Here is a 13052-nt window from a genome sequence, read left to right on the forward strand (position 1 = left end):
CCGGGCGTCAGACAGGAGGAGCGTATGCGTCTCGCCATACGAGTCGGAGTGGCCACCGCTCTCATGGCGGCCCCGAGCGCCCCCGCCGAGCCGGTCGGCCCGCCCACTCCCGCGCCCGCGCCCGCAGCGGCAGCGGCAGCGGCCAACATCAAAGCCCTCCCCACCCCGGTCGCCACAGCCAACGCCGCACCCACCCCCGCCGCCACGAACAGTTTCAAAGCCGCACCCACCCCGGTCGCCACGGTCGGCGCCAAAGCCGCGCCGACCCCCACCCCCACCCCCGTCGCCACGTCCACTCCCACCCCCGCCCCCAGCGCCACGCCCACTCCCACCCCCAGCGTCACCGCGACCGTGAACGCCACCTCAACCGCGACCGCGACAGCGACCGCGACCATTAAGAGCAGGACCAACAGCACGGTCTCGCTGCCTCCCTTCGGCGGCAGGAACACCATCCCCCCGTGGCTGAAAAAGGTCCCCTCGCTCCGCGTCGTTCCCATGTGGCCCCGCCAGGCCAGCAGTGTCCGGATATTCGTGCACTGCCCCCCGAAGTCGAACCACGCGATCATCGGCTCCACCGCGTTCAACCTGAAGGGATCGAGGCGCATCTACCGGGAGGTGGGGCTGGGACTCTCCAACCGGGGGCTGGGGCACCGCGCCGTGTCCATCTCCTACTTCGCCCTGCCGGGATTCCACAAGGCGTGCCTGACGTGCGTGAAGGTCACGATGAACAAGAGGACCCGCATCAGGCGGATCAAGGTCCTCGGCCGGGACTCCGCCCCCATCTACCTGCGAAGGTTCAGCATCTGGCAGTTCTTCGACTCTCCGAGAGTCTGCGTCAGACGCGGACGTTGCTGACATGTCGCTCCACCGCCTCGAAGGCGGTGCTCTCCCAACGGGAGACGCCGGAGATCGCCGGCTGATCTGAACCTTTTGTGACCCCGGACACAGGATTTCACCTCACCGAAACCTACGGCGGCATCACAGCTGGGTAGAGTCCCGCCATCCTCGACAACGTTGACCCCTTCATCGGCGTAGCGGCCACCGACCTGCCTCGGGCACACGGTCTGGCCGCCACTTGGTGGCGCCCGAAACCCCAGGTGGGCAACACCCACCCGGGCGCCACATCGCCGCTGGGCATGGTCTCGGCCTGTGCTTACTCCGGCGCGTACCCGACCGGATACGGAAGGTACACCAAGAACACCGAGGGCGTGCCCGAGGAGATGTTCGGGCGGCTACAGGCGTCCGGGTTCAGCCATTTCCAGCAGTCCGGCACCGGCGCGATCCGCAAGTACTACAACTACGTCCGGGTCACCCCGATGGTGCAGCCGCTGGACGCGCTGGGAGAGTCCTGGCCGCTGCACGACGAGGTGGCGGAGGCGGGCTACTACGCGGCCACCCTGGACACCGGGGTCCGCTGCGAGCTCACCGTGGGCACCAAGGTCGCCGTCCACCGGTACACCTTCCCCGAGCACAGCAGCGCCCGCGTGGTGATCGACCTGTCCTGCGGCGGCCTCGCCATCGAGCACGGCCGCACCGTGCCGTTGCGGGCGCAGGTGGAGAGCATGGGCCACGGCCGGGCCCAGGGCACGGTGGTGATGGAGGGCGTCCCGCTGTCGGTGTACCTGGACGTCGACAGCCCGGGCTGGCGGCAGATGCTCTGGTACGACCGCAGGCTCATCGACGGCGGCACCCGCCTGGACTTCGACAGCATCCGGCACACCACGCTGCGGCCCTTCGGCATGCTCTTCATGGGGCCGACCGAACCGGGGCAGACGATCGAGGTGCGGCTCGGGTTCTCGCTGCGCGGGTGCGAGCAGGCACGGCAGAACCTGGAGAACGAGTGCGGGCACGCGCGGACGGCGTTCGACGCGGTGCGTTCCCGGACCCGGGTCCGCTGGGGCGACCATCTCGACCGCGTCCAGGTCGAGGGCGGCACACCGGCCCGCCGCACCGTCTTCTCGACGGCGCTCTACCATTCGCTGATCAAGCCGTGCTTCGCCGACGACGAGAGCCCGTTCTGGCCGACCTCCGGGCCGTTCGCGTTCGACGTGTGCACCATGTGGGACATCTACAAGACGCAGCTGCCGCTGCTCTCGGCCATCGTCCCCGACCGGGCCGCGGACCTGCTGGAGTCGCTGATCCGGGTCTGCGAGGAGGAGGGCAACTTCCCCGTCGGCTACCGGATGGCCCGCGGCGCCGACCGGTTCCACCGCCAGGGAAGCGCGCTCGTGCACACCGCGCTGGCGGACGCCCACGCCCTCGGCAGGGTGGGCCTCGACTGGAACTGGGCGCTCGTGCACATGGTCGACGACCTGCGGCGCCTGTACGGCGAGGACTTCTTCGAGCACGGGGTGGTGCACCCGATCACCCACACCCTCGACCTCGCCTACGGTTACCACTGCACCGCGCAGGTCGCGCGGGCGCTGAACGACCGGCGCCTCGCCGACGATCTTGAGGAACGCGGCCGCCAGTGGGCCAACGCCTTCGACCCGGGCACGGGGCTGCTGCGCGACTCGGAGTTCTACGAGGGCGGCAAGTGGAACTACTCGTTCCGGCTGCTGCACGACATGGCCGCGCGGATCGCCCTGGCCGGGGGCGACCGGGCGTTCGCCGGCATGCTGGACAGGTTCTTCGGCTTCGGCGCCGCGCCGGTGACGCAACCCGGCCTGCGCCCCCAGCCGGCGGAGATGGCCGCCGGATACGCCCTGAACCGGTTCGAGGGGCTGAACAACGAGCCCGACATGGAAGCGCCGTGGGCGTACCACTACGCGGGACGTCCCGACCGTACGGCCCAGGTGGTACACGCCGCGCTGACCTGGCAGTTCGGCACCGGACCCGGCGGCCTGCCCGGCAACGACGACTCCGGCGGCCTGAGCTCCTGGTACGTCTGGGCGTCGCTGGGGCTGTTCCCGATCGCCGGGCAGAACCTGTTCCTGGTCAACGCGCCCGCGTTCGCCAGGTCCGTGCTCAGGACCGGCGGCGGTGAGTTCGTCGTCGAGACCAGCGGGCACCGCGAGACGCCGATCGGTGTCGACGGCCTCGATCGCGACCTGCCGGCGCAGTACGTCCAGTCGGCGACCCTCAACGGCGAGCCTCTGCACGCAACGCACCTGAGCGCCGCCACCGTGCACCGGGGCGGCGTGCTGCACCTGCGGCTGGGCCCGGAGCCGTCGGGGTGGGGGCGGGAGGCCCGCCCGCCGTCCCTTTCCGATCCGCCCGCCAAACCGAAGGAAACACGATGACCAACCCCCGCCGCCGTCTCGTCATCGTGGTCAGGGCCGATCCGGTCATCTGCGGCCACTCCGGCGAGGCCCGCAACCTCGCCGAGGTGGCGCTGACCCGCGGGTTCGACGACGTACGGCTGCTGACCTGGCCGATTCCGACGCTGCAGGCGGCCGGGCTGCCGCTCAAGCCGCTCGACCGGCTGCTGCCGTACAGTCCGGGGATCACCGTGGAGCGTCCGGAGCCCGTCGGTGACTACCGGGTGCCGGACGGGCGCCACCAGGCCGGGCTCACCGGCCGCCTCGTGGAGCTGCTCGCCGAACCGGTGCCCACGACCTGCCTGTCCATGTATCTCGTCCCGCACACCTCGGTGGTCATGGACGCGGTCGGGGCCGCGCGCGCGGCCGGGTTCGCGCCCGACGTGCGCACCGTCGCGAAGGCGGTCGGCTCCGACGTGACCAACGTGATCCGGTCGTGCCTGCGGGAGGGCCGGTTCGGCGCGGCGACCGTGCTGTTCACCACGTTCCTGGCCAACGACGAGGTCGTCGCGGTCTCCGAGTACACCCGGGAGGAGATCATCGCCTCGGCCGAGCAGGTGGACGCCCACTGCGGCACCGGGTTCGCCGAACAGTGCCGGCGCCGCGTGACCGTCAGCTACCCGCCGATCGACTCCAGCGCCTTCCTCGACCTGGATCCGGCGGACGTGGACGCCGCGCTCGCGAAGCGCGGCCTGGAGCGCGACGGCTACATCCTGTTCCTGTCCCGGGTGACCCGGGCCAAGGGCATCGACGACCTGATGGCCGCCTACGGCCGGATGCGCTGCCGGTCACGCGTGAAACTGGTCGTCGCCGGCACCGGGACCGCGCTGGAGGAGGTGCGCGCGCTGGCCAAGGAGGACGACCGGGTGATGGTCCTCACCGATGTCGACGACCACGAGAAACCGCTGCTCATGCGCGGTTGCGCGGCATACGTCCTGCCGACCAGGCCCGAGCCCGACTTCGTCGAGACGTTCGGCATCGCCCTGGCCGAGAAGATGCTGGCCGGCGGCGGACCGATCGTCACCACCATGACGGGCGGGACCCTGGAGGCGGTCGGCGACACCGCCGTCATCGTCGAGCCCCGGGACATCGGCGGCCTGGCCGCCGCCGTGGACCGGGTGGTCCTGGACATGCCCGCCGCCGAGCGGCAGGACCTGGAACTCCGCGCCCGCACCCGCGCGATGGCGTTCGACCGGGCCGCGGTGTTCGACGGCCTGTTCCCGCAGGAGGCACTCACCGCCGGGGCCCTCTGACTCCGCGCCGGGGCCCCGGCGGCCCGTGATCCTCGGCCGCACCTCGGCCGCACCTCGACCGCGCCTCGACCGCACCTCGATCGTCCGTCTCGCCGGCGCGGTCCCGGCCGGGCGGAGTGACGCGCGGACCGGGACCCGCCGCCACTCGCCGGGCAACCGGGGTCCGTCGCCACTCGCCGGGCAGCCGGGACCCGTCGGCGCTACTCGCCGGGCAGCCGCGTCGCTACTCGTCGGGCAGCAGGTACCGCCAGGAGAGCACGAAGAGCGCCCCGGAACCGGTCTTGAAGAGTGGCCTGCCGTGCTCCTGCCCGGCGGGCACCGCCTTGGTGATCGCGCTCACCGCCGCCCCCTCGACGTCCTTCTGCCAGACCGGGTCCACCGTGCCCGAGGGCTCGGGGACCCCCGCGGGCCACGGCGCCGGCTTACCCTCCGCCGACGCGGCCCCTTCGGCGACGATCCGGACGCGGGTGGAGACGTAGTCGGTGCCCGAGGCGGCGGCCCGGGTCGCCAGGCCCTCCATCAGCTTCTTCGCGTCCAGAAGCTCCTTCGGGTAGAAGCCCGAGACCTGCTCCAGGGCCGGGACCCGGACCTCCAGCATCTTCCCGTCCTTCCCCCGCACGCCGAGGACGGTGGCCGGCACGTCCGTCACCATCGGCGCACCCGGCCTGGGCGTCGCGGTCGGCGACTGCCCGGTCAGGTACGTCTCCATCGACGTGACCGTCTCGTCCACCTCGGCATCGGTGAGCTTCAACTGCCTGCTCGCGTCAACGATCACCAGGCCGTCGCTGTACAGCACCACCTTCGGCGGGCGCAGCACGTTCGTGGTCGGGGTCACGAACCCGCCTTCGGCTCCCCACAGGGCGACCGGCTCCGCCGGCCCGTCGTCAACCGGTGTCGCCGACATATCCGCTTCCACTCCTCCACAGGCCGCTGCCAAGGACAACAGCGCCACGAGCAGGGTCATTCGTAGTCTCATGCTCCAGGAACGTACGCTTCCCCCAGGTGGTTCAGCCTGCGTCGTCCGAGGTCAGGCGAATCCACCGGCAAACGGACATCGCGATCGGCCTCGTCGCGGAGCCGGTCCCGCGCCCGCCGCCGTTCGAGCCCGGCGAGGACGGCGGAACTCGGCATCGACGGCGATTCGGCGACGATTCGGCGACGACGGCCACCCGCGAGCCCGGCGCCGGCGGCGAGCCCTCGGCGACGATCTCCGCTTCCGGAGCGAACCCCCGGCGGCGATCCCCGCCCCCAGGGCGAGCCCTCGGCGACGACACACCCACCTTGGCGATAGTTGCGCGCCGCTCCTCGCCCCGTATCGTCCCCACCAGTGATCCCGACCGCGTGAGGAAGGATCGGCGTGACCGACGATGTGGTGCGACACGTTTTCCGGATAGTCGATTCGTTCGACCCCGACGAGTTCGTACGGTTGCTGGCCGAGGACGCCACGCTGGTGTTCGGCAACGCCGAGCCGATGACGGGCCGCGAGACCATCGCCGCCGGGCTGCGGGCGTTCTTCTCCACCATCGCCGGCCTGCGGCACCGGGTCGTGCGGAACTGGCAGGTGGACGCCGACATCATCGCCGAGACCGAGGTGACCTACCGGCGGCTCGACGGCAAGGAGGCGAGCGTCGTGGCCGTGTCGATCTGGAGCACCCGCGACGACGGCCTGATCACGGACTACCGCATATTCGTCGACCTCGCCCCCGTCTACGCGGTTTGACGATCGTCCTCACCCCTGAGGGTGCGTGGGCGATCGGACCGGGAGGAGGGCGCGTTCGACCTCGGACGCTTCGAGCGGCCGGTCGCGACCGGCGCGCCGGTGTGAGCCGTCGTCGCGCTGTTCGTACCGGTGGTGCCGGCGGGGGCGTTGGCCGATCACCGCCAAGCGAGCGTTCCGGTGACCCCATGGAACGCGGGACCACCGCCAAGCGGCCGTGCCGGTGGCCCCACGGAACGCGGGACCACCGGCACGGCATGTCATGCGAGGTGGTGGCGAGGATCGGTCAGCGGCCCCAGCCCGGCGTGGTGCCGCACTTGGCCTTCGCGTTGAGGCAGACCTTCACGAGCGCGCCGAGCGTCTCCGGCGTCCACGCGTTCATGAAGTCCCCGTGGATCGAGGACGGCATGCCCGACGACAGCGCCAGGTCGTCACCGCCGAGGGAGTCGTAGCCGAGCATGAACGAGAGGTTGGGGACCGCGACCGGGTAGTCGCCGGAGCACGTGCCGTTCTTGGCCGGCCCCATGTGCGACTTGTGGTCGGGCGAGTCGATGTGCTTGCCGTCCCAGCAGTCCTGGAACGTCAGCTGGTAGATCAGGTTGCCGCCCTTCGCGCAGACGGGCCAGTTGCCGTCGGCGCTACGGCCGGTCTCCGCGCTGCCGGCGCACCAGAACTGGCCGGAGGCACCCTTCGGCGTCGCCACCTGCCGCTTCGCGTCGCCCTGCACCACGCGCAGGCCCGGCGGGAACGGCACGACCTCCGACGGGTCCTTGAGGCGGGAGCCGTAGTACACGCGGAAGTTCTTCATCGGGACCGGCTTGCCGTTCTTCAGCAGGGTCGGTGCCCAGTAGGCGCTGTTGTCCCCAAGAGCGTCGCAGGTCGTGGCGCTCTTGAGCAGGTCCTCCGTCGTGGTGTTCGCCGACACCTTCGGGCCGAAGAAGGTGTGCAGGTGGGAGGCGCCGACCAGGCCGGGCAGCACGATCGGGTCGTCCTTGGCCTCGTTGGCCACCGTGCAGTTGGTGTGGAACTCGGGAACCCTCACGATTCCCGCGGGGACCGCCTGGGGCGCGACCTTGTTGTAGATGTCCAGGGCCTTCTTCCACGCGGCCTGGTTCACCGGCACCCAGCCACCGGCGGGCGCGGTGGTGGTCGGGGTGGCGCTGGGCGTCGGCTTGGGCGTCGCGGTGGTGGTCGGCTTCGGGGTCGAAGTCGGCTTCGTGGTCGAGGTGGGAGTCGGGGTCGGGTTCGTGGTGCCCGAGCCGGTGCCGAAGACCTGGAACTCCCACAGCGAGACGCCGTACTGGCTGGACCGCTTGGTCGCGTACAGCCGCACGAACCGGCCGGTGGCCGACAGGTTGATGGTCTGGACGCCGCCCTTGCCCGCCGTGGTGCTGTGCACCGTCTTCCAGGGGCCGTCACCGTCGGCGGCGGTCTGGATCTGGAACGCCGTCGCGTAGGCGTTCTCCCAGTTGATGACGATCTTCTTGATGGCGGTGGACCTGCCGAGGTCGACCGCGAGCCACTGCGGGTCGCTGAACTTGCTGCCCCAGCGGGTGCCGGCCTTGCCGTCGACGGCGGCCGCGGCCGACAGGTCACCGCGCTCCGCCGAGGAGGCGATGGCGGTACGGCCCTGCGAGAGGGGCACCTCGGCCGCAGCGGCCGGGGAGGTGACGCTCACCATGGAGGCGCCCAGGAGGCCGACGAGAACACCGGCCAGCGACAGGCGGCGGACCTGGCGTACGACGGACGCGCGTCCGGCTCGGATGCCGCGCGAGGCGGTTGTGCTCATAGTGAATGAAGTCCTTGTCCTGTTGGGAAATCTCGGAGGGGACGTCTGGCGGCGCTCGCATGTGCCGCCACACAGGAGACCCCCAGGCCACGAGCGGATAACGAAAACTTCGAGAAAGCTCGAAACTTTTGTTGTCCCGTCCCCTGTCCGGCCCGTCTACGGCACAAGAGCAGACCCGAGGGGCGCTTCCTGGCGTTCGGGTCGCTGGCGGCGGCCCCGCAGCCCGAGATCGAGATGTTCGCGACAGGGCTCGGGCTGGGCGTGCTGCTGGACGCGGCCGTGATCAGGGCGCTGCTGCTGCCGTCGTTCGTCGCGGTGATAGGCCGATGGAACTGGTGGTTGCCCGGCTGGCCGGCCCTGCTCGTACGGGTGCCCACCGGTCGGAGGCCAGGCACTCCGGTCCTGGTTCGTACGCCTGGACCGCGGCCTGAGCCCGATCCCGCGGGGCAAGGCCGACGGATCTACGAGTAGGCCGGCGGCACGGTGCCGGAGTTGCCTGCGGTCCATACGGCAGGACCTGGTGTCAGCAAGATCCCAAGTTGTCCTACCCGGCGCGGTTCACTCTTCCCTCCAGCGGATCCACCACAGGTCCACCAGCCACGAGACAACGGGCTCGAAATCCCCTGCACCCACTGATGATCTTTAGGCCAGCGTAAACTCTCCGGTATGAGTGCGGCACCCGAGGAGTACGACCGAGGAGTACGACGACCTGCACCGCCTGGTTGACCGCTTGACGCTGGATCAGGCCCGCGCCTTGCGTGCCGTCGCTCTGCAACTCGTCGAGGACGCCCCCGTCGCCGAAGCACAGGGTCGGCGGCGTCGGTTGTCGTTCGCCGGAATCATCACCGACGAGCCGGACAGTGCTCAACGCTCGGAAGAGATCCTCCTTAACAGGTTCCGGACCGGCTAGTGCTCATCTGTGACACCGGCCCCCTGTATGCGGCGATGAACCGGAAAGACCAGGATCACGACCGCTGCCTTGATCTCCTCGAAACCCATCCGGGCCCACTGGTCCTGCCTGGACCGGTGCTGGCGGAAGTCTGCTGGCTGCTGGAGCCACGGGTAGGACCGGCCGCGGAGGCCGACTTCCTTCAGTCCATCGTGGACGGCGAGTTGACCATGGAGCCACTGACCACTGGTGACATCGCCAGGATGAAAGTCCTGGCGGTGAAGTACGCGAACTTCCCTCTGGGAGCGGTGGACGCCGCCGTGATCGCAGTCGCGGAAAGACTGGGCGTCCAGGAAATCGCCACCATCGACCACCGCCACTTCGGAGCGGTGCGAAACGCACAAGGCGGGCACTTCACACTGTTGCCGTGAGCCGGTAAAGGATTCATGACGCACACCTCGCCGGCCGTGGGGCTACATTCGCGGTTTCACCGATGGATCAACGGTGTCGGTGAAACCGATCACGTTAGAACATCGAGACCTGATCCGCCATGGGGCTGACCTGCGGTGATCTTCTAGAAAGCATTCTGAGCTGGGCTTTTGGCTTTCGCTGGTTCTCATCGTTTCGTGTTGCTTCTCGTGCTCATGTGCCCTGGGTGTGCCCTACCCCGTAGATCTAGGTGATCTACCACATCCGATTCAGTCACCAGCGAGAATGGCTCGATCATGTGACCTGGCCTGGATTATCCTTGTGTATTTCGTCTTGCGGCTTTCGGTGCTCCCACAAAACAGCGACGGAACAGAGAAGAAGCTTGGAGGCGCCGGTGGCGATGCCCAGGAGGGGCTCACGGCTCATCACCGTCGACGGGACCGTCTTCCGCCGGCGCGTCCGAAACAAGCCCACTTAGACTGAAGTCCCCTCACCTTCGTCACCGAGCGGGCCGAGAAACCCAGGGAACGTTCTCGTGGTGCCACTCCCCTGCGCCCGGCCGTACAACTGGCTCGGAGAGCGAACAAACGCGGTCCCCCTCCTTGCCGCCGACTGTATTCGGTGGGCCGTCGAACAGGGGTGGGACCCCGGGCAACAGGGCTCGGCATTCGCCCTCACCGTCACCGTCACCGAGAACGAGTTAGCTGTGCTTCTGAGCGAACCACCTCAGTACTCGATCCCCTTTCTATGGGGCATGATCCCCAAGGGTGGAAGCATCAGAGACCTCTCTCGCCGCACCGAAATCGGGTCCGCCCCGGTTCCGATCGGTGGTTGATGACGACTCGCTCACGCTTCGTCACCTGATCGCGACCACGACGGCTGCCGCCGACTCCTCGTCATCCACCGCGGCATCGCTTCGGTGACCGATTCCGGAGACGCGCGATGCCGCGGCGTTCCGGCGCGGCGGTGAGCAACTGGATCAGAACGCCGCCGTGCGCTCCGCCGATGTCGGCGACGAGCCGGCCCTCCGGAAGGTGGGTACTCGAGGCATCCAGTTCAGATTTGTTCCGGTGAGCGTCGACCGGCGTTGCCGAACCTGAGCGTCCCAGTCTTGCCGGAATGAATCGGCGCATGCCCTATGGGGCAGACGCGACCCGTACCTTCGCCTCCTCGAAGCGGCCATCGCGACCTTCCATCAACGCTAGAGATCACGGCTGTTACGTGAAAACGAATCCCCCCAAGTGTTTCGCCGGGGTCTGGTTCTCCTAGCCGGCTAGGTCAACCGGTTCACGCCGCCTGCGATTACCGCCTCGCCGAGGCCAATGCCGCTCGGATGGCCTCCTCCCCTGCCGACCGGCCCTGCTCATCGGACATCGGACCGTACGGAGTCCCCCACACCGGCGTGCCCGTCGCCTGCCGCCAACTGTCGGCCAGCGGTCCCGAGTCCACCACGCCGTACCCGACGGACTCGATGAAGCCGGTCACCACCGCCTTCGCCGGCGCGGAGTCTCCGGCGATCGGCAGATACGAGCGGCCGGCCTCCCCTGCCGGACGGGCAAGCGACAGCAGGTGCTTGTAATAGATGTTGTTGAACGCTTTCACGATCATGGCGCCGGGGATGTACCGCAGCAGCAGCTCACTCGAGGTGAGGAACGTGCCGTCGAGCTCCGGGATATGCCCGTCACGCTCGGCGCCGTAGTTGCAAGTGTCGATCACCGCTTTCCCGGCCAGCGGCGCGGCCGGAAGGTGAGCGAAGGCCTTGACCGGTACCGTGACCACCACGATGTCACCGGCCGCCGCAGCCTCCGTGCTGGTTGCCGCGGACGCCAGCGGCCCCAGTGCGGCGACCATGTCGGCAAGCGTCTCCGGGCCGCGCGAATTGCTGAGCACGACCTTGTGCCCAGCTTCGAGGGCGAGCCGCGCGAGGGCGCCGCCGATGGCACCGCTTCCCAGGAATCCCACAGTGGTCACGATCTCAGCCTCTTTCGATCCGAGACCCTGCCGTCAGCCGGCGGGGAAGTAATGGCCGTTGTCCAGGTCGTTAAGCAGTCGCGGCTGAACCGGTTCCCACCCGAGGACCTGACGGGTGATGGCGTTGGACGCCGGGTAGCTGCGCGTGACGATGTTGGCGAGGAACCCGAAGTATCCCGGCAGCACCAGTTCGTCCATGGGAATACTCAGGGCAGGCAGGCCCAGGCGGCTGCCGATCGCCTCGGAGATTTCCCGGAACGCGACGCCCTCATCCGCTACCGCGTGCCAATACCGGCCCGCCGGCCCCTTCTCCAGTGCCAACCGGAACAAGGAGGCGGCATCACGGATGTGCACGGCGTTCCACAGGTTCGCGCCGCCCCCGGGGTAACCGGCGAAACCTCTCTCCTTCGCCAGAGCGATCAGCTGTACGAGGAAACCGCGACTGTCTGTGGTGCTGTGCGCGATGTTCGCGATCCGCACGACCGACGACCGCACTCCTCGTTCAGCGAGCCCGATCACGGCCGACTCCACGACATTACGAGCATGCAGAGTGCCTTTGTGCTCGTCGCGGACGGGCAGGGCCGGGTCCTCCTCGGTGGCCGGCCGGCCCAGGTCCTGCTGCCCGGGCGAGCCGATGCTGCCGGCCACGACCAGCGGTTTCCCGGTTCCCTCCAGCGCCTCGCCGTAGGCGAGCATGATGGGGACCTCCGCGGCGGCCACGGCATCGATTCCACCGGAGAAGAGCAGATCCTGTCGATGCGCGACATGGATGACGCCGTCGAACTCCGCGGCCGTCTCCCGGAGCCCGGTGAGATCCTCGAGGTCGCCTCGACGCACCTTGGCGCCGAGCGCGGACAGCGCCGCTGCCGCCCCGTCCGACCGGGCCAGGCCGGTTACCTCGTGACCGGCGGCGACGAGCTCGGGGACGATGTGGGAACCGGAGTGGCCGGTTCCACCAGTAACAAGAACGCGCATGATATGGCTCTCCGTGGGTGAAGAAGTGTGGGTGTGATCGGTTCAGCGGAGAGTGCTGATGCCGAGGGTGAAGTCGAAGGTCCCGACACCGTTTCGGGCGAGGCTGATCATCAGCAGGCCCAGCCCTTCCAGCCAGTGCGCCATCTCCAGGCCTCCGGCATCCAGCGGGCGCAACCCCAGGCTTTCGATGAACGCCGAGACGGTTGCCTTGGCTTGAGCGTCGTCGCCGGCGAACAACACGTCCAGCGAGCGGCCCGGAACCAGCGTGTGCCCGAAGACGGTGTTAAACGCCTTCACGACGTGTGCGCTCGCCGGGGCGGCGTCGGCGATCGCCTGTGCGGCGGACGCGCCGTCAGCGGTGACCAGCCCGGTGACGTCGGCGTTGACCGGGTTCGTGAGGTCGATGATGACCTTGCCGGCCAGCGCGTCACCGTACTGGGTGACCACGGGCACGGCACTGGCGTTCGGGACCGCGAGGATGACGATGTCGCCGGCTGGGGCGGTGCCGAATGTTCCGGCCGTAGCGCCGCCGCCGAGCGCCGCGGCCATCTCCTTGGCCTTGGAGATGTCACGGCCGATGATTTCGACGTCGTTGCCGCCCGCGACCACGCGGGCGCCCAGGGCGCGGGCCATGCCCCCCACGCCGACAATGCTGATGCCGCTCATGAGTCATGCCTTTCTGAAGCTGCGAAGGTCGTCAACGAACAAGTCATCGGCGCCTCGGGAAGCGCGCTGTTCGGCGCTCGACCCGAACGTGCCACCGGCCGAT

Annotated in this window: 12 protein-coding genes; 7 read left to right on the forward strand and 5 right to left on the reverse strand. The window is 69.0% G+C overall.

Going from position 1 to position 13052, the window contains the following annotated elements:
- Window positions 1-24 precede the first annotated feature (24 nt).
- From ACFFRH_RS11920 to ACFFRH_RS11930, 3 genes are all read left to right on the forward strand, one after another.
- Window positions 25-855, forward strand: coding sequence for a hypothetical protein (locus ACFFRH_RS11920; RefSeq protein ID WP_386156186.1), 831 nt, complete (start codon window positions 25-27; stop codon window positions 853-855).
- 170 nt (window positions 856-1025) lie between these two features.
- The gene (locus ACFFRH_RS11925) at window positions 1026-3242 is read left to right on the forward strand and encodes a GH92 family glycosyl hydrolase (protein WP_386156231.1); all 2217 of its coding nucleotides are present in this window, start codon (window positions 1026-1028) and stop codon (window positions 3240-3242) included.
- Window positions 3239-4513, forward strand: coding sequence for a glycosyltransferase (locus tag ACFFRH_RS11930; protein WP_386156188.1), 1275 nt, complete (start codon window positions 3239-3241; stop codon window positions 4511-4513). Before ACFFRH_RS11925 ends, ACFFRH_RS11930 begins: the two co-directional genes overlap by 4 nt.
- Before the next feature lie 223 nt (window positions 4514-4736).
- Here the strand turns inward: ACFFRH_RS11930 and ACFFRH_RS11935 are convergent, their stop codons facing one another.
- A complete protein-coding gene (locus tag ACFFRH_RS11935) occupies window positions 4737-5348 on the reverse strand; it encodes a hypothetical protein (RefSeq protein WP_386156190.1) in 612 nt (203 codons plus the stop codon).
- 522 nt (window positions 5349-5870) lie between these two features.
- On the opposite strand from ACFFRH_RS11935, the gene ACFFRH_RS11940 reads away from it, so the two are divergent.
- Window positions 5871-6233, forward strand: a complete 363-nt coding sequence (locus tag ACFFRH_RS11940; protein WP_386156192.1) for a nuclear transport factor 2 family protein — start codon at window positions 5871-5873, stop codon at window positions 6231-6233.
- A 283-nt stretch (window positions 6234-6516) separates the two neighbouring features.
- Here the strand turns inward: ACFFRH_RS11940 and ACFFRH_RS11945 are convergent, their stop codons facing one another.
- Window positions 6517-8019 (reverse strand): DUF1996 domain-containing protein, encoded by a 1503-nt coding sequence (locus ACFFRH_RS11945; RefSeq protein ID WP_386156194.1) that lies wholly within the window; start codon window positions 8017-8019, stop codon window positions 6517-6519.
- A gap of 189 nt (window positions 8020-8208) precedes the next feature.
- On the opposite strand from ACFFRH_RS11945, the gene ACFFRH_RS11950 reads away from it, so the two are divergent.
- From ACFFRH_RS11950 to ACFFRH_RS11960, 3 genes are all read left to right on the forward strand, one after another.
- Entirely contained in the window at window positions 8209-8490 is a 282-nt protein-coding gene (locus tag ACFFRH_RS11950) for an MMPL family transporter (protein WP_386156233.1), read from the forward strand.
- 259 nt (window positions 8491-8749) lie between these two features.
- A complete protein-coding gene (locus tag ACFFRH_RS11955; protein WP_386156196.1) occupies window positions 8750-8929 on the forward strand; it encodes a hypothetical protein in 180 nt (59 codons plus the stop codon).
- Window positions 8929-9339, forward strand: a complete 411-nt coding sequence (locus ACFFRH_RS11960) for a type II toxin-antitoxin system VapC family toxin (RefSeq protein WP_386156198.1) — start codon at window positions 8929-8931, stop codon at window positions 9337-9339. Before ACFFRH_RS11955 ends, ACFFRH_RS11960 begins: the two co-directional genes overlap by 1 nt.
- Before the next feature lie 1300 nt (window positions 9340-10639).
- Here ACFFRH_RS11960 and ACFFRH_RS11965 read toward each other — a convergent pair.
- The 3 genes from ACFFRH_RS11965 to ACFFRH_RS11975 are packed head-to-tail and all read right to left on the reverse strand — an operon-like array spanning window position 10640 to window position 12949.
- Window positions 10640-11308: an NADPH-dependent F420 reductase gene (locus tag ACFFRH_RS11965; protein ID WP_344748192.1), complete on the reverse strand. Its 669-nt coding sequence runs from the start codon at window positions 11306-11308 to the stop codon at window positions 10640-10642.
- Window positions 11309-11341: 33 nt separating this feature from the next.
- Window positions 11342-12283 carry an SDR family oxidoreductase gene (locus ACFFRH_RS11970; protein ID WP_344748191.1) on the reverse strand — a complete coding sequence of 314 codons (942 nt, stop codon included), beginning with the start codon at window positions 12281-12283 and terminating at the stop codon, window positions 11342-11344.
- 42 nt (window positions 12284-12325) lie between these two features.
- Window positions 12326-12949, reverse strand: coding sequence for an NADPH-dependent F420 reductase (locus ACFFRH_RS11975; RefSeq protein ID WP_344748190.1), 624 nt, complete (start codon window positions 12947-12949; stop codon window positions 12326-12328).
- Between the last annotated feature and the right edge of the window lie 103 nt (window positions 12950-13052).

Origin of the sequence: Streptosporangium vulgare (assembly GCF_042428775.1) — a bacterium.
GTDB classification, from domain to species: Bacteria; Actinomycetota; Actinomycetes; order Streptosporangiales; family Streptosporangiaceae; genus Streptosporangium; species Streptosporangium vulgare.

Bases quoted from the DNA above. Each gene is read 5' to 3' on its own strand.
- ACFFRH_RS11920 (WP_386156186.1), top strand. From the start codon at position 25: ATGCGTCTCGCCATACGAGTCGGAGTGGCCACCGCTCTCATGGCGGCC.
- ACFFRH_RS11930 (WP_386156188.1), top strand. From the start codon at position 3,239: ATGACCAACCCCCGCCGCCGTCTCGTCATCGTGGTCAGGGCCGATCCG.
- ACFFRH_RS11945 (WP_386156194.1), bottom strand. From the start codon at position 8,019: ATGAGCACAACCGCCTCGCGCGGCATCCGAGCCGGACGCGCGTCCGTC.
- ACFFRH_RS11970 (WP_344748191.1), bottom strand. From the start codon at position 12,283: ATGCGCGTTCTTGTTACTGGTGGAACCGGCCACTCCGGTTCCCACATC.
- ACFFRH_RS11975 (WP_344748190.1), bottom strand. From the start codon at position 12,949: ATGAGCGGCATCAGCATTGTCGGCGTGGGGGGCATGGCCCGCGCCCTG.